Origin of the sequence: Streptomyces hygroscopicus subsp. hygroscopicus, from assembly GCF_030269125.1 — a bacterium.
Lineage (GTDB): Bacteria > Actinomycetota > Actinomycetes > Streptomycetales > Streptomycetaceae > Streptomyces > Streptomyces hygroscopicus_C.
In genome coordinates this window covers 477,029-493,986 of record NZ_BSSM01000005.1, presented here as the reverse complement: position 1 = coordinate 493,986, position 16,958 = coordinate 477,029, and the positions used below count along the sequence as shown (strand labels likewise).

The following is a 16,958-nucleotide window of genomic DNA, read 5'->3' as shown; positions in this document are numbered from 1 at the left end:
ATGCGCCGACTCCTCCGCGACGTCGCGGAAAACCGCCAACTCGGCGACGTCACCACCCTCACCGACTCCAGCGTCATGGACCTCATCCAGTCCAAACTCCCCACCACCCCCAACGACGACTGAGCCGTACGACGGAAAAGGGGCGCCCGGCACCGGCCCCGAGCCGCCGGGCGCCCCTTCCGCACGTCCGGGCCCACGCGTCCCTCCCGTCTTTCGCTCCCAAGAGAATTTAGGTAAAGTAAGCAAAGCGCCAAAAACACAACAAGATCCACATGGGTGTGCCGGGAAGTCTGGTCGGCAGGCAAGCCGTCCTGTCCGATCCCGGAGGTCCCCGCCATGACCGCACCCCGCACCCCGCACCCCGCCCGCAAGGCCCTCGGGCGCCTGTCCCTGCCCGAGCGGACCATCGTCGCGGACGCGCTGCGCACCGAGACCGTCGGCGGCGTCCTCCTGCTGATCGCCGCCGTGACGGCCCTGATCTGGGCGAACGTCCCGACGCTGCGCCACAGCTACGAGGCGGTCAGCCACTTCACCTTCGGCCCCGCCGCCCTCGGCCTGGACCTGTCGATCGCCCACTGGGCCGCCGACGGCGTCCTCGCGATCTTCTTCTTCGTCGCCGGCATCGAGCTCAAACGCGAACTGGTCGCCGGGGACCTGCGCGACCCCAAGGCGGCCGTGCTGCCCGTGGTGGCCGCGCTGTGCGGCATGGCCGTACCCGCGCTCGTCTACACCGTCACCGCCCTCGCCGGACACGGCTCCACCCAGGGCTGGGCGGTGCCCACCGCCACCGACATCGCCTTCGCGCTCGCCGTCCTCGCGGTGATCGGCACCTCGCTGCCCAGTGCCCTGCGCGCCTTCCTGCTCACCCTCGCCGTCGTCGACGACCTCTTCGCGATCCTGATCATCGCGGTCTTCTTCACCGACCGGCTGGACTTCGCCGCGCTCGGCGGCGCCTTCCTCGGCCTCGCCGTCTTCTGGCTGCTGCTGCGCAAGGGCGTGCGCGGCTGGTACGTGTACGTGCCGCTCGCGGTCGTCATCTGGGCGCTGATGTACAACAGCGGCGTGCACGCCACCATCGCCGGCGTGGCCATGGGCCTGATGCTGCGCTGCACCACCCGCGAGGGCGAGCGGCGCTCGCCCGGCGAGCGCGTCGAGCACCTGGTGCGGCCGCTGTCGGCCGGGCTCGCCGTACCCCTGTTCGCGCTGTTCAGCGCCGGCGTGACGGTGTCCGGGCGGGCGCTCGGCGACCTGTTCACCCGGCCGGAGACCCTCGGCGTGGTCCTGGGCCTCGTGGTCGGCAAGGCGCTCGGCATATTCGGCGGCACCTGGCTGACCGTCCGCTTCACCCGCGCCTCGCTCAGCGAGGACCTCGCCTGGGCGGACGTCTTCGCCGTGGCCTCGCTCGCCGGCATCGGCTTCACGGTCTCGCTGCTCATCGGCGAGCTGGCCTACGACGGGAACGCGCTCCTCACCGACGAGACCAAGGCCGCCGTCCTCGCCGGATCGCTGATCGCCGCGGTGTTCGCCACCGTGCTGCTGAAGATACGCAACACCAAGTACCGCAGGCTGTGCGAGGCCGAGGACCGCGACGACGACCTCGACGGGGTCCCCGACGTCTACGAGGAGGACGACCCGGCGTACCACCTGCGCATGGCCGAGATCCTGGAACGCAGGGCCGCCGAGCACCGGCGGATCGCCGCCGAGCGGGCGGCCGCCGAGGGGGACGGGCTTGCGGAAGTACCGGGCGGGGCAGGCGAGGAACACGGCCGTCCGGCATGATCTGACGAGACGGTACAAATCAAGACGGTGACCAAGGGCAGGGCGGCCGCACGCCCGCGCGGCCCAGGGCCACGGAAAACTCGTGAGGGAGAACGCGATGAGCGCACCCGACGGCAGCCCGGTCGGCGCCGAACGCAGCATCGGCCAGCTGTTCGCCTCGGCGACGACCGAATTGTCGGCGCTGGTGCACGACGAGATCGCGCTGGCCAAGGCACAGCTCAAGCAGGACGTGAAGCGCGGCGCGACCAGCGGTGGCGCGTTCTCGATGGCCGGCGCGGTCCTGCTCTTCTCCCTGCCGATGCTCAACTTCGCCCTGGCCTACGGCATCCGCACCTGGACCCACTGGAACCTGGCGATCTGCTTCGTGCTGTCCTTCGCGGCCAATGTGCTGGTCGCCGGCCTGCTCGCGCTGATGGGCGTGGTGTTCGCGAAGAAGGCCAAGAAGGGCCGGGGCCCGCAGAAGGTCGCCGCCTCGATGAAGGAGACGGCGAGCGTGCTGCAGAACGCCAAGCCGCACCCGCGCCCGGAGCTTCCCCAGGATCGCGGCCCCGCCGCCATCGAGGCTGTGGCACGCTCGTCGTCATGACGGACCCCGCTCATCCCTCGCTGGTACGGATCGACCTGCCCGGACACCGGGTGATCCACCGGGACGTCGCCGCGAACGGCGCCCGCTTCCACATCGCGGAACTCGGCGACGGCCCCCTGGTGCTGCTGCTGCACGGTTTCCCGCAGTTCTGGTGGGCCTGGCGGCACCAGCTGGTCGCGCTCGCGGCGGCCGGCTACCGGGCGGTGGCCATGGACCTGCGGGGCGTCGGCGGCAGCGACCGCACGCCACGCGGCTACGACCCGGCCAACCTGGCCCTGGACGTCACCGGCGTCGTCCGCTCCCTCGGCGAGCCGGACGCCGCGCTCGTCGGACACGACCTCGGCGGCTATCTGGCCTGGACGGCGGCGGCCATGCGCCCCAAGCTGGTGCGGCGGCTCGCGGTGGTGTCGATGCCGCATCCGAGGCGCTGGCGCGCGGCCATGCTGCGCGACGCCCGGCAGACGGCCGCCAACTCCTACATCTGGGGCTTCCAGCGGCCCTGGATCCCGGAGCGTCAACTCACCGCGGACGGCGGGGAGCTGGTGGGCCGTCTGATCCGGGACTGGTCCGGGCCGCGCCGGCCGGAGGACGAGGCGGTGCGCGCGTACCAGCGCGCCATGTGCATCCCCTCCACCGCGCACTGCTCGGTCGAGCCGTACCGCTGGCTGGTGCGCTCCCTGGCGCGCCCGGACGGCGTGCAGTTCTACCGCAGGATGAAGCGGCCGGTGCGGGTGCCCACGCTGCATCTGCACGGTTCACTCGATCCGGTCAGCCGCACGCGCAGCGCCGCCGGTTCGGGGGAGTTCGTCGAAGCGCCGTACCGCTGGCGGCTGTTCGACGGCCTCGGGCACTTCCCGCACGAGGAGGACCCGGTGGCCTTCTCGACGGAGCTGATCAACTGGCTCAAGGACCCCGAACCCGACCGGTGACGGGACCGGCGCGTGGAGTGTCCGGTTCCTCGCCACTTGTCCCCCGTCCGGCCACATGCCCGCCGCATAGGCCAATTGGCCGCCGTCCAAGCGGTTATCGACCTTGGGGCGGGGGCACACGGAGGGGTATGGGCTGGACGCACGACTACAGTGACGCACCCCGCAACCGCCGCTCGGCCACGGGCCTGAGCACGCCTCAACGCGGCACCCCGCAACTCGCGGAAGGCGACCTGCGGGTGGGGATCCCACGCATCCTGCGCCGCCGGGCCCGCTGGGTCTCGGTGCGCCTGCGTCACCCGCGCGGCTGAACGCCTCCCCGGCGGTTCACAGCGCGCAGCTGTCCGTACCCACCTGTTCGTTCGCCGTGCGGCCGCGCGCGATGTCCGGGCGGATCTCGTCCGCCGTCAGCGCGTAGCCGGTCTCGGCGTCGTCCAGGGACTTGGCGAACACCACCCCGTACACCCTGCCGTCAGGGGTGAGCAGGGGTCCGCCGGAGTTTCCCTGGCGGACGGTCGCGTACAGCGAGTAGACGTCGCGGCGGACGCTGCCGCGGTGGTAGATGTCCGGGCCGTTGACCGAGATGCGCCCGCGCACGCGGGCGGCGCGCACGTCGTACGAGCCGTTCTCCGGGAAGCCGGCCACGATCGCGCCGTCGCCGCCCGCCGCGTCCGGCGCGGAGAACTTCAGGGCCTGCGCCCTGAGGTCCGGTACGTCGAGTACGGCGATGTCGCGCTTCCAGTCGTAGAGCACCACCTTGGCCCCGTACCGCCGCCCCACGCCGCCTATCTGCACGGTCGGCGCGTCCACGCCGCCGACGACGTGCGCGTTGGTCATCACGCGGCGGTCGGCGAAGACGAAGCCGGTGCCCTCCAGGACCTTGCCGCAGCTCTGGGCGGTTCCGGTGACCTTGACGATGGAGCGCTGGGCGCGGGTGGCGACCGGGCTGCCGGCGAGGGCCGGGTCCGGCGGCTGGACGTCCCTGATCGGCTCGTCCGAGAACGGGCTGAAGACCTGCGGGAAGCCGTTCTGCGCGAGGACGGAGGAGAAGTCCGCGAACCAGGTGTCGGCCTGCGCGGGCAGGGCCCGGGAGACCCCGAGCAGCACCTTGGAGCCGCGCACCTGCTTGCCGAGGGTCGGCAGGGTGGTGCCCGCCAGGGCGGAGCCGATCAGCCAGGCGACCAGGAGCATCGCCACCACGTTGACCAGGGCGCCGCCGGTCGCGTCCAGGGCGCGGGCCGGGGACCAGGTGATGTGCTTGCGCAGCTTGTTGCCCAGGTGGGTGGTCAGGGCCTGGCCGACGGAGGCACAGACGATGACCACGACCACGGCCACGACGGCGGCGGTGGTGCCCACCTCCGCGTTGCCGGTCACCGCGTCCCAGACGACGGGCAGCGCGTACACCGCCGCGAGGCCGCCGCCCAGGAAGCCGATCACCGACAGGATGCCCACGACGAAGCCCTGGCGGTAGCCCACGACCGCGAACCACACGGCCGCCACCAGCAACAGGATGTCCAGCACGTTCACCGCTTCAGGCCCTCGCCTACTCCATTCCGCTTCCCGCGGCTCGGACGAGGCGTCCGGCCCGCCCCCACGGGGACAGAGGGACCCAGCGTCCCCGGGAAAGAGACAGCACGGGGATCACCCTGTCATGAGCTCCAGTCGAGCGGGGCCAGCTTTTCCCGGTCCCAGGGGCGCTCCCAGCCCGCGAAGTGCAGCAACCGGTCGATGACCCCGGCCGTGAAACCCCACACCAGGGCGGATTCGACCTGGAATGCCGGGCCGCGGAAACCGCTGGGGTGGACGACCGTGGTGCGGTTGGCGGGGTCCGTGAGATCCGCCACGGGGACCGTGAACACCCGCGCCGTCTCGTTCGGGTCCACCGCCCCGACCGGGCTGGGCTCGCGCCACCAGCCGAGCACGGGCGTGACGACGAAGCGGCTCACCGGGATGTAGAGCCGGGGAAGCACCGCGAAGAGCTGCACGCCCGAGGGGTCGAGCCCGGTCTCCTCCTCGGCCTCCCGCAGGGCGGCCCGCAGCGGGCCCTCGCCGAGCGGATCGCCGTCCTCGGGGTCGAGGGAACCGCCCGGGAAGGACGGCTGGCCCGCGTGCGAGCGCAGCGAGCCGGCGCGCTCCATGAGCAGCAGCTCGGGGCCGCGCTCGCCCTCGCCGAACAGGATGAGCACGGCGGACTGCCTGCCCGAGCCGTTCTCCGGCGGCAGGAAGCGGCTGAGCTGGAGCGGCTCGACGGTCTCCGCCGCGCGCACCACCGGGTCCAGCCAGTCCGGCAGTCCCTGACCGCTCAGCGTCACCGCGCCGTATCCCGTCTCACTGGCCCGCGTCATCGTCGCCCACCCCCGTCGCTCTGCCTCGTCCAACGCCGAGGCCGTCGAGATCGTTCCGTCACGCGGCCCCCAGGGGCGGCGCCGGCTTGCCGCCCGCGTCCAGATAGGACTGCGGCGGCTTGAGCCGCTGCCCCGGCAGGCCGCCCTTCTCGTACTTCAGCAGCTTCTTCGCCTTCTCCGGGTCCGTCTCGCCCTCGCCGTAGGCCGGGCAGAGCGGGGCGATCGGGCAGGCGCCGCAGGCGGGCCTGCGGGCGTGGCAGATGCGGCGGCCGTGCCAGATGACGTGGTGGGACAGGTCGGTCCAGTCGCTCTTGGGGAAGAGCGCGCCGACCGCGGCCTCGATCTTGTCCGGGTCGGTCTCCTCGGTCCAGCGCCAGCGCCGCACCAGCCGCTGGAAGTGCGTGTCCACGGTGATCCCGGGCCGCCCGAAGGCGTTGCCGAGCACGACGAAGGCGGTCTTGCGGCCGACGCCGGGGAGCTTGACCAGGTCCTCCAGCCTGCCGGGCACCTCGCCGCCGAAGTCCTCGGCCAGCGCCTTGGACAGCCCTATCACCGACCTGGTCTTGGCCCGGAAGAACCCGCAGGGGCGCAGGATCTCCTCGACCTGCTCCGGGTCGGCGGCGGCCAGGTCCTCGGGGGTGGGGTAGCGGGAGAAGAGACCGGGAGTCGTCTGATTGACGCGCAGGTCGGTGGTCTGGGCCGACAGCACGGTGGCGACGAGCAGCTGGAAGGGGTTCTCGAAGTCCAGTTCCGGGTGGGCGTAGGGGTACACCTCGGCCAGCTCGCGGTTGATCCGGCGGGCCCGGCGGACCAGGGCGGTCCTGGACTCCTTCGCCGGCGGCTTCACGGCGATCCTCTTCACGGGCGCGGCCTTCTTCACGGAGACCGATCCGCCGGTCGCCACGACCTTCTCGGCCGGGCTGACCTTCCGGGCGGAAACGGGCTTCCCGGCACGCGTCGCCTTCCCGGCACGCGTGGCCTTCCCGGCGGAAACCGGCTTCCCGGCCGGTGGTGCCTCCGCGGCCGGAACCGGCTTCCCGGCCGGTGGTGCCTTCTTCGCGGAACGGGCTTTCGCGGCGGAGGCCGCCTTCCCGGCGGATCCCGCCTTCCCTGCGGAATCCGTCTCTTCCGTCATCTCCGCCTTTTTTCCACTTTTCCTACTGCCTCCGGGGCCCTGTTCGCCCACAGCGGAATCGCGACGTACAACCACCCGCTAAGCCCCCTTGGCCTGTGCTCTCACCGGCGATTTGGACACCCGGCCAGCCTAGAGCCCGGCGCCCGCGTCCGCCCCGGACCCCGAGGATCGGCCCCCGATTGGACCCCTGGCGCTTACCCGGGCACACCGGTGCGGCATCCTTGTGACAGATCACACTGTTTGGACCGTCCGGCAAAATGAGAACACGGTCCCCTGGCACACGGGGGAACAAGATCCCCTGAGCAGGTCGACAAGGAGAGAACTCGTGGACGACGTTCTGCGGCGCAACCCGCTCTTCGCGGCGCTCGACGACGAGCAGGCCGCGGAGCTTCGCGCCTCGATGAGCGAGGTCACCCTCGCTCGCGGCGACTCCCTGTTCCACGAGGGCGACCCGGGCGACCGCCTGTACGTCGTCACCGAGGGCAAGGTCAAGCTGCACCGCACCTCCCCCGACGGCCGCGAGAACATGCTCGCCGTCGTCGGTCCCGGCGAGCTGATCGGCGAGCTGTCGCTGTTCGACCCGGGCCCGCGCACCGCCACCGCGACCGCGCTGACCGAGGTCAAGCTGCTCGGCCTCGGCCACGGTGACCTCCAGCCCTGGCTGAACGCCCGCCCCGAGGTGGCCGGCGCCCTGCTGCGCGCCGTCGCCCGCCGGCTGCGCAAGACCAACGACGCCATGTCCGACCTGGTCTTCTCCGACGTCCCCGGCCGCGTGGCGCGCGCCCTGCTCGACCTGTCCCGCCGCTTCGGCGTGCAGTCCGAAGAGGGCATCCACGTCGTCCACGACCTCACCCAGGAGGAGCTGGCCCAGCTGGTCGGCGCCTCCCGCGAGACCGTCAACAAGGCCCTGGCGGACTTCGCCCAGCGCGGCTGGCTGCGCCTGGAGGCGCGGGCGGTCATCCTGCTGGACGTGGAGCGGCTCGCCAAGCGCTCCCGCTGACACCGGGACGGCCCCGGGGCACACCTCTTCGGACGCGCCCCGGGGCCGAATCCCTGCGGGCCGTCGCGCCCGCTGCCGAAAACCAGCTGTTTCCCACCGGGTCGCGCGGCAGAGTGGCTCCATGCCCTCCCCACCGCGCCCCCACGGCCTCGATCCCCACGGCTTCATCGCCCGTGAGGGCTCCCTCGACCGCGTGCCCGGCGCGTTCCGGCCGGTCGTGGCCGCGGTACGGGACCGGTTGCCGGACGTCTTCGGGGCGCGGTTGGACGGCGCGTACCTCTACGGGTCGGTCCCGCGCGGCACCGCACGCGTGGGCCGCAGCGATCTGGACCTGCTCGTCGTCCTGCGCGCGGAACCGTCCGACGCCGACCGTGCGGTCGTCCGCGCCCTCGGCGAGGCCGTGGACCGCGAGTTCCCGCAGATCGACGGGGTCGGGACACTGCTCTACGGCCGGGAGCGGCTGCTCGGCGAGCAGGAGCGGTACGACATGGGCTGGTTCGTGGCCTGCCTGTGCACGCCGCTGCTCGGCGACGACCTGGCCGAGCGGCTGCCCCGCTACCGCCCCGGCTCCCTGCTCGCCCGCGAGACCAACGGCGACCTCGCCCGGCTGCTGCCCCGCTGGCGCGAGCGGATCGCGGCCGCCACGGACGAGGCGGCCCGGCGGCGCCTGGTGCGCTTCACGTCCCGGCATCTCGTCCGTACGGGCTTCACGCTCGTCATGACCCGCTGGAACGGCTGGACGAGCGATCTGCGCGAGATGGCCGAGGTCTGCGGGGCGTACTACCCCGGGCGGGCCCCGCAGTTGCTCAGGGCGGCGGAGTACGGCCTGGAGCCCGTGGGCGACCCGCACGTGCTCCGGGCCCATGTGGACGACCTGGGCCCCTGGCTCGCCGCCGAGTACGCGCGCGTGCACGGCGTGAAGGGCCCGCGAGCCCAGGACGGCCCCTAGATCAGGCCGTGCTCGCCGAGGTACTCCAGCTGCGCCCGTACCGAGAGTTCCGCCGCCGGCCACAGCGAGCGGTCGACGTCGGCGTAGACGTGCGCGACGACCTGGGCCGCGGTGCGGTGGCCGTTCTCGACGGCGGTCTCCACCTGGGCGAGCCGGTGGGCGCGGTGGGCCAGGTAGAACTCCACGGCGCCCTGGGCGTCCTCCAGGACCGGACCGTGGCCCGGCAGGACGGTGTGCACGCCGTCGTCCACCGTGAGGGAGCGCAGCCTGCGCAGGGAGTCCAGGTAGTCGCCGAGCCGCCCGTCGGGGTGCGCCACCATCGTCGTGCCGCGCCCGAGGATGGTGTCGCCGGTCAGCACCGCCCGGTCGGCCGGGAGGTGGAAGGACAGCGAGTCCGAGGTGTGCCCGGGGGTCGGTACGACCCTCAGTTCGAGGCCGCCGACGGTGATCACATCGCCCGCGGCCAGGCCCTCGTCGCCGAGGCGGAGCGCCGGGTCCAGGGCGCGCACCCGGGTGCCGGTCAGCTCCGCGAAGCGGCCCGCGCCCTCGGCGTGGTCCTCGTGCCCGTGTGTGAGCAGGGTCAGGGCTATCCGCTTGCCGGCCTTCTCCGCGGTGTCCACGACCGCGCGCAGATGGCCGTCGTCCAGCGGGCCCGGGTCGATCACCACGGCGAGGTCCGAGTCCGGCTCGGCGAGGATCCAGGTGTTGGTGCCGTCCAGGGTCATCGCGGAGGCGTTGGGCGCGAGGACGTTGACGGCCCGCGCGGTCGCGGGTCCGGAGCCGGCCGCGCCCCTGGGCTGGCCCGGCAGCGCGCTTGCGTCGGTCATGCGCGGCCTCCACCGGTCGCGTCGGCGGACTGGGACCGCGTCGGAACGTGCTTGGTGAACTCCTCGTGCCCCGGCCAGGACAGCACGATCTCGCCGCCCTGGAGCCGGGCGGTCGCCTGTACCGGCGTGAGGTCGCGCGCGGCCGCCGCCGTGAGGGCCTCGGCGGCGGTGCCGTACGGCAGCAGCTCGCGCAGCGCGGCGATGGTGGGCGGCATCATCAGCAGCTCGCCCCGGTCGTACCCGGCGGCGGCCTCGGCCGGGCTGATCCACACCGTGCGGTCGGCCTCCGTGGAGGCGTTCCGGGTGCGCTGCCCCTCCGGGAGGGCGGCCGCGAAGAACCACGTGTCGTAGCGGCGCGACTCGAACTCCGGGGTGATCCAGCGCGCCCAGGCGCCGAGCAGGTCCGAGCGCAGCACCAGGCCGCGCCGGTGCAGGAACTCGGCGAAGGACTGCTCGCGCGCGACCAGGGCGGCGCGGTCCGCCTCCCAGTCGTCGCCGGTGGTGTCGCCGACGACCGTGTCCGGGTCGGGGCCGGCGAGCAGGACGCCCGCCTCCTCGTACGTCTCCCGGACCGCCGCGCAGACGATGGCCTGGGCGCCGCTCTCGTCCACTCCGAGCCGCTCGGCCCACGACGCGCGCGAGGGACCCGCCCAGCGGATCCGGGTGTCGTCGTCGCGCGGGTCGACGCCGCCCCCGGGATACGCGTACGCGCCTCCGGCGAAGGCCATGGAGGCGCGTCTGCGCAGCATGTGGACGACCGGTCCGGCTCCGGTGTCCTTCAGCAGGAGCACCGTCGCCGCGCGCTTGGGGAACACCGGGGTGAGGGTGCCGTCCGCGAGCGCGCGGATGCGGTCCGGCCACTCCGGGGGGTACCACTGACCGTTCGCCATGGCCGGAGGCTATCCCGTGTAGGGCGAATGTTCGAGAGGTACCGCAGGTGCCGGGTGGTGCGGGCGGGCTACGGGACCAGCTCGACCTGGACCTCGACCTCGACCGGCGCGTCCATCGGGAGCACCGCGACGCCGACCGCGCTGCGGGCGTGCACGCCCTTGTCCCCGAGGACCTCGGCGAGCAGCTCGCTGGCGCCGTTGATCACACCGGGCTGCCCGGTGAAGTCGGCCGCGGAGGCGACGAACCCGGTGACCTTGACCACGCGCGCGATCCGGTCCAGGTCGCCGGCGACGGACTTCACGGCCGCCAGCGCGTTGAGCGCGCAGATGCGGGCCAGGTCCTTGCCCTCCTCGGCCGTGACCTCGGCGCCCACCTTGCCGGTGACGGGCAGCTTGCCCTCGACCATCGGCAGCTGGCCCGCGGTGTAGACGTACACGCCGGACCGCACGGCCGGCTGGTACGCGGCCAGCGGCGGTACGACCTCCGGCAGGCTCAGGCCCAGTGCGGCCAGCTTCTCCTCGACCGCGCTCATGCCTGCTTCTCCCGCTTCAGGTAGGCGACCAGCTGCTCGGGGTTCGGCCCGGGGACGACCTGGACGAGCTCCCAGCCGTCCTCGCCCCAGTTGTCCAGAATCTGCTTCGTGGCATGGACGAGCAGCGGCACGGTTGAGTATTCCCACTTGGTCATGGGCCGACTGTATCCGCTGTGACCGATCACTCCCTCGTCGTCTCCCCGTTATCCACAGCCTCCCGCGTGACGGTCGGCCGGACTGGTTAGTCTCGAAGACGTGAGCAGGCTCCAGGTCGTCAGCGGCAAGGGCGGGACCGGAAAGACGACGGTCGCCGCCGCACTCGCGCTGGCCCTCGCGACCGAGGGGAAGCGGACGCTTCTCGTGGAGGTCGAGGGCCGGCAGGGCATCGCACAACTCTTCGAGACGGAGGCGTTGCCGTACGAGGAGCGGAAGATCGCGGTCGCTCCCGGGGGCGGGGAGGTGTACGCACTGGCCATAGACCCCGAACTGGCCCTTCTGGACTATCTCCAGATGTTCTACAAGCTGGGCGGCGCGGGCAGAGCCCTCAAGAAGCTCGGCGCCATCGACTTCGCCACCACCATCGCGCCCGGCATCCGGGACGTCCTGCTCACCGGCAAGGCGTGCGAGGCGGTGCGCCGCAAGGACCGCGGCGGCCGGTTCGTCTACGACTACGTGGTCATGGACGCGCCCCCGACCGGCCGCGTCACCCGCTTCCTCAATGTGAACGACGAGGTGGCGGGCCTGGCGAAGATCGGCCCGATACACAATCAGGCACAGGCCGTGATGCGGGTCCTCAAGTCGCCGGAGACGGCGGTGCACCTGGTGACGCTGCTGGAGGAGATGCCCGTCCAGGAGACCGCCGACGGCATCGCCGAACTGCGCGCCGCGCGGCTGCCGGTGGGCCGGGTCATCGTGAACATGGTGCGGCCCGAGGTGTTGGACGCCTCCGACCTGGAACTCGTACGGGCGGTGGACCGTTCCGCCCTCGCCCGCTCCCTGTCGGCCGCCGGCCTCGGCGGGGCGCGGCGCGGCGGCAACGCGGAGAAGCTGGTGGACCCGCTGCTGGCGCAGGCCGCGGAGTACGCCGAGCGCCACGCGCTGGAGCAGGAGCAGCGCGCGCAGCTCGGCGAGCTGGGCCTGCCCCTGCACGAACTGCCGCTGCTGGCCGAGGGAATGGACCTGGCGGGGCTGTACGAACTCGCCGCCGAGCTGCGCACGCAGGAGGTGTCATGACAGCCGAGGACCAGGGCGAGGCCGAGGGGCGCGGGACGGCACCCGGGGGCCGTGGCGGGGCCGACGGCCCTGGCGGGGCCGAGGGATGGGAGACGGCGGCCCGGCGGCTGGTCTCCTCCCGCGTGCTCGACGTGGACGCGCTGCTGGACGACCCGAAGACGCGCATCGTGGTGTGCTGCGGCTCCGGCGGCGTCGGCAAGACGACCACCGCGGCCGCCCTGGGCCTGCGCGCGGCCGAGCGGGGCCGCAAGGTGGTCGTGCTCACCATCGACCCGGCCAGGAGGCTCGCCCAGTCGATGGGCATCGACTCCCTCGACAATGTGCCGCGCCGGGTGAAGGGCAGCGAGGGCGAAGGCGAACTGCACGCCATGATGCTCGACATGAAGCGCACCTTCGACGAGGTCGTGGAGGCGCACGCGGACCCCGAGCGGGCCGCCGCGATCCTGGCGAACCCCTTCTACCAGTCGCTCTCGGCGGGCTTCGCGGGCACGCAGGAGTACATGGCCATGGAGAAGCTGGGCCAGCTGCGGGCGCGGGACGAGTGGGACCTGATCGTGGTCGACACCCCGCCCTCCCGCTCGGCCCTGGACTTCCTCGACGCCCCCAAGCGGCTCGGCTCCTTCCTGGACGGCCGGCTGATCCGTCTGCTCACCGCCCCCGCCAAGCTGGGCGGCCGCGCGGGCATGGCGTTCCTGAACGTCGGGATGTCGATGATGACCGGCACCCTGGGCAAGCTCCTCGGGGGCCAGCTCCTCAAGGACGTCCAGACGTTCGTGGCCGCGATGGACACCACCTTCGGCGGCTTCCGCACCCGCGCGGACGCCACGTACAAGCTGCTCCAGGCGCCCGGCACCGCGTTCCTGGTGGTGGCGGCGCCGGAGCGGGACGCGCTGCGCGAGGCCGCGTACTTCGTGGAGCGGCTGGCCGCCGAGGACATGCCGTTGGTGGGCCTGGTGCTCAACCGGGTGCACGGCAGCGGCGCGGCCCGGCTGTCGGCCGAGCGGGCGCTCGACGCCGCGGAAAATCTTGCGGAGCCCGGCATTGTGGATCAGGCGGACGGGAAAGCTGGACTTCGTAACTCTCCCGACGCGTACGGCAGTTCACAACCTCCCGCATCCGAGGCCGCAACCGGTACCGACGCTTCCGACGAAGGCTCCCCCGCCGACGAGGATCGTTCCGTCGACCGGCTCGCCGCGGGTCTGCTGAGGCTGCACGCCGAACGCATGCATCTGCTGGCACGCGAGCAGCGCACGCGTGACCGCTTCACCGCCCGTCATCCCGAGGTGGCGGTGGTCGACGTGCCCGCGCTGCCCGGCGATGTGCACGACCTCACGGGCCTGCGCGACATCGGTGACCGGCTCGCGACGGGCGCGCCCACGGAGCGCCCGGCGGAACCGTCGTAGGAGCGGGTCCGTCATGGCCACGGCCGGAGCCCGGACATCGTGGAACGAAGGAACCGCGGCCGCCCGGGGCTCTCGGCCGAACCCGAGGCGCAGCGGTGGTGCGCCCGGTCAGCTCACGGCCGCGTAGTTCTCGTACACCTCGTCGCTGTCGAGGGGCACGAACCCGGTGCCGCGCTCGTACTCCGAGCGGGCGGTCTCCAGCAGTCTGCGCCAGGAGGTCACGGTGGGCCGCCGGCGCAGCAGTGCGCGCCGCTCCCGCTCCGTCATGCCTCCCCACACGCCGAACTCGACGCGATTGTCCAGCGCGTCCGCCAGGCACTCGGTGCGTACCGGGCATCCGGTGCACACCGCCTTGGCTCTGTTCTGCGCTGCTCCTTGAACGAACAGTTCATCCGGATCGGTAGTGCGGCAGGCAGCCTGCGCACTCCAGTCGGTTACCCAGCCCATACCGGCGCCGTCCTCTCCCGAATCGAGGCTCCCCCACGGCGGCAGCGGCATATTCACCGCAGCCAGTTGAGGACGTTACGGAAGGTGGACACAGCGCAACACCCCCTTCGGGCCCAATCTTGAATGGCCCGAACGGACTATGGGTAAGCGGCAGATCACCCGCGGGAGTGAGCTGGCGACATATGCGACTGTCCCGGCAAATCAGGACAGCTACGGTGCGCCACAGCGGACACCACATGACACACGAGGCGCAAACGGACACGCCTCGGCGGCCGGCACGGGTGGATCGCAACGATTCGGGACGCCGGACGGAGTGGTACGGGGCCGCATTGCTGTGACAGTTGGGAGCAGCTTAGGCCAAGGGCTGCGCGCCTGTCCGGGAAATGGAAACGTAGGCAGGTCAGGCAGCACGCGGTGCTCCGCACCGGTGCCGGAACATCCCGAAGGCAAGCCGCTCCCTCGGAACGCTCAGGAGTACGGATTAGGCTGCCCCCATGCCAAAGAAGCGCTCGGGCGGTGGTCTGTCGCCGTTGCAGCAGGCCGCGAAGTTCCTCGGTGTCAGTGTCCTCGCGGGAGCCGTGATGGCCGGCATCGCGCTGCCCGCGGCCGGCGCGCTGGGCCTCGCGGCCAAGGGCTCGGTCAAGAGCTTCGACGAGATCCCGGCCAACCTGAAGAGTCCGCAGCTGAGCCAGCGCACCACGATCCTGGACGCCGGCGGCCGGCAGATCGCGAGCGTGTACTCCCGCGACCGTACGGTGGTCGACCTCAAGGACATCTCGCCGTACATGCAGAAGGCGATCGTCGCGATCGAGGACTCGCGCTTCTACCAGCACGGCGCGATCGACCTCAAGGGCGTGCTGCGCGCCCTGAACAAGAACGCGCAGGAGGGCGGGGTCGCGCAGGGCGCCTCCACGCTCACCCAGCAGCTGGTGAAGAACTACTTCATCGAGGAGGCCGGCGACGACCCGACGAAGGTCGCCGAGGCCACCCAGCAGACCATGGGCCGCAAGGTCCGCGAGCTGAAGTACGCGATCCAGATCGAGGAACAGCTCGGCAAGAAGAAGATCCTCGAGAACTACCTGAACATCACCTTCTTCGGCGAGCAGGCCTACGGCGTGGAGGCCGCCTCCCAGCGGTACTTCTCCAAGCACGCCAAGGACCTGAACCTCCAGGAGTCCGCGCTGCTGGCCGGCATCGTGCAGTCGCCGAGCCGCTACGACCCCGTCAACGACGAGGCGGAGGCCACCAAGCGGCGCAACATCGTCCTCCAGCGCATGGCGGAGCTGGGCGACATCTCCCCGCAGGAGGCCGCGCAGGCCAAGCGGCAGCCGCTCGGACTGCACCCCAGCCGGCCCAAGAACGGCTGCATCACCGCGGTCCAGGGCGCCGGCTTCTTCTGCGACTACGTGCGCGAGGTCTTCCTCACCGACCCGGTCTTCGGCAAGACCAAGGAGGCTCGGGCCAAGCTCTGGAACCAGGGCGGTCTGACGATCCGTACGACGCTGGACCCGCAGGCCCAGCAGTCCGTGCAGAACTCCATCAAGGACCACGTCTACAAGTCCGACCCGGTGGCGACGGCCGCGACGATCGTCGAGCCCGGCACCGGCAAGATCCTCGCCATGGGCCAGTCGCGGCCGTACGGCTTCGGGACGGACGAGACGCAGATCAACCTGTCGGTGAACCAGGACATGGGCGGCGGCGCCGGCTACCAGCCCGGTTCGACGTTCAAGCCGATCGTCGCCGCGGCCGCGATCGAGGGCGGCAAGCCCCCGACGCAGGAGTACTCGTCGCCGTACGAGATGCCGTACCCGAGCCCGGTGGCCGCCTGCAACGGCAGGACCTGGCGCAACGACCCGGCCAAGCCGGCCACGCTGACCAACGAGAACGAGTCGGAGCACGGGCCGTACGGCATGAAGGAGGCGACCGCCAAGTCGGTCAACACCTACTACGTGCAGCTGATCGGCGACATCGGCATCTGCCCGGTGATCGACATGGCGAAGAAGATGGGCGTGGCGCGCGCCGACGGCCGCAAGATCGACCAGGCCCCCTCGATCGCGCTCGGCACCCAGGAGATGTCCCCGCTGACCATGGCGAGCGCGTACGCCACCTTCGCCTCGCGCGGCATGTACTGCACCCCGATCGCCATCGAGTCGGTCACCCGGACCACCGGAAGCCAGGTGAAGTCCCTGCCGGTGCCGCGCTCGACCTGCTCGCGCGCGATGTCCGAGAAGACCGCGGACACCGTCAGCACGCTCCTCAAGGGCGTGGTCGAGGACGGCACCGGCCAGGAGGCCGGCCTCGGCGACCGCCCGAGCGCGGGCAAGACCGGTACGACGGACGAGCGCTTCGCCGCCTGGTTCGTCGGCTACACCCCGAACATGGCGGGCGCGGTCTGGGTCGGCGACCCGCAGCACCGGCGCCACATGATCAACATCACCATCGGCGGCATCCCGCACGACAAGGTCTACGGCGGTGAGGTCCCCGGCCCGATCTGGCGCGACATGATGAACGGCGCCCTGGAGGGCAAGCCGGTGGAGGACTTCAACCTGGTCGACATCCCGGACGACAAGGGCTCCGGGGACAACAACCAGGGCCGGGGCAACGGCGGCCGGCCGGGCGCCACGGGCGGCAACCAGGGACAGCTGATCGGCGGCCTGCTCGGCGGCCTGACCGGCGGCACCGGTGACATCGGCGGGGCGGTGCCGACGCCGCCCGCGAACACCATCCAGGGGCAGACGAACGGCGGGCCCAACGGGCGGGCGAACGGCGGGACCGGGGGTCGCCGCTAGGTCGTCCGGGAGTACGGCGGAGTACGGCGGTGGGGCCGCACCCTTCTTCGGGGTGCGGCCCCACCGCCGTACGGGCGTCCTGTGCTGCTTCCGCGGGACGGGGCGCGGCGCCTCCG

17 protein-coding genes are annotated in these 16,958 nt (G+C 72.0%); 9 read left to right on the top strand and 8 right to left on the bottom strand.

What is annotated here, in order from left to right; genetic code table 11:
- Positions 1 to 336: 336 nt before the first annotated feature.
- The 4 genes from nhaA (at position 337) to QSK45_RS15330 (ending at position 3,602) form a co-directional block, all read left to right on the top strand.
- On the top strand, positions 337 to 1,779 hold the full coding sequence (nhaA, locus tag QSK45_RS15345) for a Na+/H+ antiporter NhaA (RefSeq protein ID WP_285557065.1): 1,443 nt from the start codon (positions 337 to 339) through the stop codon (positions 1,777 to 1,779).
- Positions 1,780 to 1,876: 97 nt separating this feature from the next.
- On the top strand, positions 1,877 to 2,365 hold the full coding sequence (locus QSK45_RS15340) for a phage holin family protein (protein WP_285557063.1): 489 nt from the start codon (positions 1,877 to 1,879) through the stop codon (positions 2,363 to 2,365).
- Complete coding sequence (locus tag QSK45_RS15335; RefSeq protein ID WP_285557062.1) at positions 2,362 to 3,294, top strand: alpha/beta fold hydrolase; 933 nt, start codon at positions 2,362 to 2,364, stop codon at positions 3,292 to 3,294. Before QSK45_RS15340 ends, QSK45_RS15335 begins: the two co-directional genes overlap by 4 nt.
- 128 nt (positions 3,295 to 3,422) lie before the next feature.
- Positions 3,423 to 3,602 carry a hypothetical protein gene (locus tag QSK45_RS15330; protein WP_236053281.1) on the top strand — a complete coding sequence of 60 codons (180 nt, stop codon included), beginning with the start codon at positions 3,423 to 3,425 and terminating at the stop codon, positions 3,600 to 3,602.
- A 16-nt stretch (positions 3,603 to 3,618) separates the two neighbouring features.
- On the opposite strand, the gene QSK45_RS15325 is transcribed toward QSK45_RS15330, so the two are convergent.
- The 3 genes from QSK45_RS15325 to nth all read right to left on the bottom strand — a co-directional run bounded on the left by QSK45_RS15325 (position 3,619) and on the right by nth (position 6,771).
- Positions 3,619 to 4,818 carry a MarP family serine protease gene (locus QSK45_RS15325; protein WP_285557061.1) on the bottom strand — a complete coding sequence of 400 codons (1,200 nt, stop codon included), beginning with the start codon at positions 4,816 to 4,818 and terminating at the stop codon, positions 3,619 to 3,621.
- Between the two features lie 122 nt (positions 4,819 to 4,940).
- Positions 4,941 to 5,636 (bottom strand): NUDIX hydrolase, encoded by a 696-nt coding sequence (locus QSK45_RS15320; RefSeq protein WP_285557060.1) that lies wholly within the window; start codon positions 5,634 to 5,636, stop codon positions 4,941 to 4,943.
- A gap of 58 nt (positions 5,637 to 5,694) precedes the next feature.
- Entirely contained in the window at positions 5,695 to 6,771 is a 1,077-nt protein-coding gene (gene nth, locus QSK45_RS15315) for an endonuclease III (RefSeq protein ID WP_285557059.1), read from the bottom strand.
- A gap of 325 nt (positions 6,772 to 7,096) precedes the next feature.
- On the opposite strand from nth, the gene QSK45_RS15310 reads away from it, so the two are divergent.
- Positions 7,097 to 7,771, top strand: coding sequence for a Crp/Fnr family transcriptional regulator (locus tag QSK45_RS15310; RefSeq protein WP_014674022.1), 675 nt, complete (start codon positions 7,097 to 7,099; stop codon positions 7,769 to 7,771).
- Between the two features lie 121 nt (positions 7,772 to 7,892).
- Positions 7,893 to 8,720, top strand: a complete 828-nt coding sequence (locus QSK45_RS15305) for a nucleotidyltransferase domain-containing protein (protein ID WP_285557049.1) — start codon at positions 7,893 to 7,895, stop codon at positions 8,718 to 8,720.
- On the opposite strand, the gene QSK45_RS15300 is transcribed toward QSK45_RS15305, so the two are convergent.
- From QSK45_RS15300 to sp36, 4 genes are all read right to left on the bottom strand, one after another.
- Positions 8,717 to 9,547 carry an MBL fold metallo-hydrolase gene (locus QSK45_RS15300; protein ID WP_285557047.1) on the bottom strand — a complete coding sequence of 277 codons (831 nt, stop codon included), beginning with the start codon at positions 9,545 to 9,547 and terminating at the stop codon, positions 8,717 to 8,719. The two genes, QSK45_RS15305 and QSK45_RS15300, sit on opposite strands and share 4 nt — an antisense overlap.
- Positions 9,544 to 10,437, bottom strand: a complete 894-nt coding sequence (locus QSK45_RS15295; protein WP_285557046.1) for an NUDIX hydrolase — start codon at positions 10,435 to 10,437, stop codon at positions 9,544 to 9,546. The genes QSK45_RS15300 and QSK45_RS15295 overlap by 4 nt, the downstream gene beginning before the upstream one ends.
- 68 nt (positions 10,438 to 10,505) lie before the next feature.
- Positions 10,506 to 10,970, bottom strand: a complete 465-nt coding sequence (locus QSK45_RS15290) for a RidA family protein (RefSeq protein ID WP_285557044.1) — start codon at positions 10,968 to 10,970, stop codon at positions 10,506 to 10,508.
- A complete protein-coding gene (gene sp36 / locus QSK45_RS15285; RefSeq protein ID WP_018547934.1) occupies positions 10,967 to 11,125 on the bottom strand; it encodes a Sp36 family protein in 159 nt (52 codons plus the stop codon). The genes QSK45_RS15290 and sp36 overlap by 4 nt, the downstream gene beginning before the upstream one ends.
- A gap of 100 nt (positions 11,126 to 11,225) precedes the next feature.
- On the opposite strand from sp36, the gene bagA reads away from it, so the two are divergent.
- Positions 11,226 to 12,203 (top strand): ATPase BagA, encoded by a 978-nt coding sequence (bagA, locus tag QSK45_RS15280; protein WP_285557039.1) that lies wholly within the window; start codon positions 11,226 to 11,228, stop codon positions 12,201 to 12,203.
- On the top strand, positions 12,200 to 13,606 hold the full coding sequence (gene bagB / locus QSK45_RS15275) for an ATPase BagB (protein ID WP_285557037.1): 1,407 nt from the start codon (positions 12,200 to 12,202) through the stop codon (positions 13,604 to 13,606). The genes bagA and bagB overlap by 4 nt, the downstream gene beginning before the upstream one ends.
- A gap of 108 nt (positions 13,607 to 13,714) precedes the next feature.
- On the opposite strand, the gene wblA is transcribed toward bagB, so the two are convergent.
- Complete coding sequence (gene wblA / locus QSK45_RS15270) at positions 13,715 to 14,053, bottom strand: transcriptional regulator WblA (RefSeq protein ID WP_285557034.1); 339 nt, start codon at positions 14,051 to 14,053, stop codon at positions 13,715 to 13,717.
- A gap of 494 nt (positions 14,054 to 14,547) precedes the next feature.
- Between wblA and QSK45_RS15265 the strand changes: the two genes are divergently transcribed.
- On the top strand, positions 14,548 to 16,842 hold the full coding sequence (locus QSK45_RS15265) for a transglycosylase domain-containing protein (protein ID WP_285557031.1): 2,295 nt from the start codon (positions 14,548 to 14,550) through the stop codon (positions 16,840 to 16,842).
- Positions 16,843 to 16,958 lie beyond the last annotated feature (116 nt).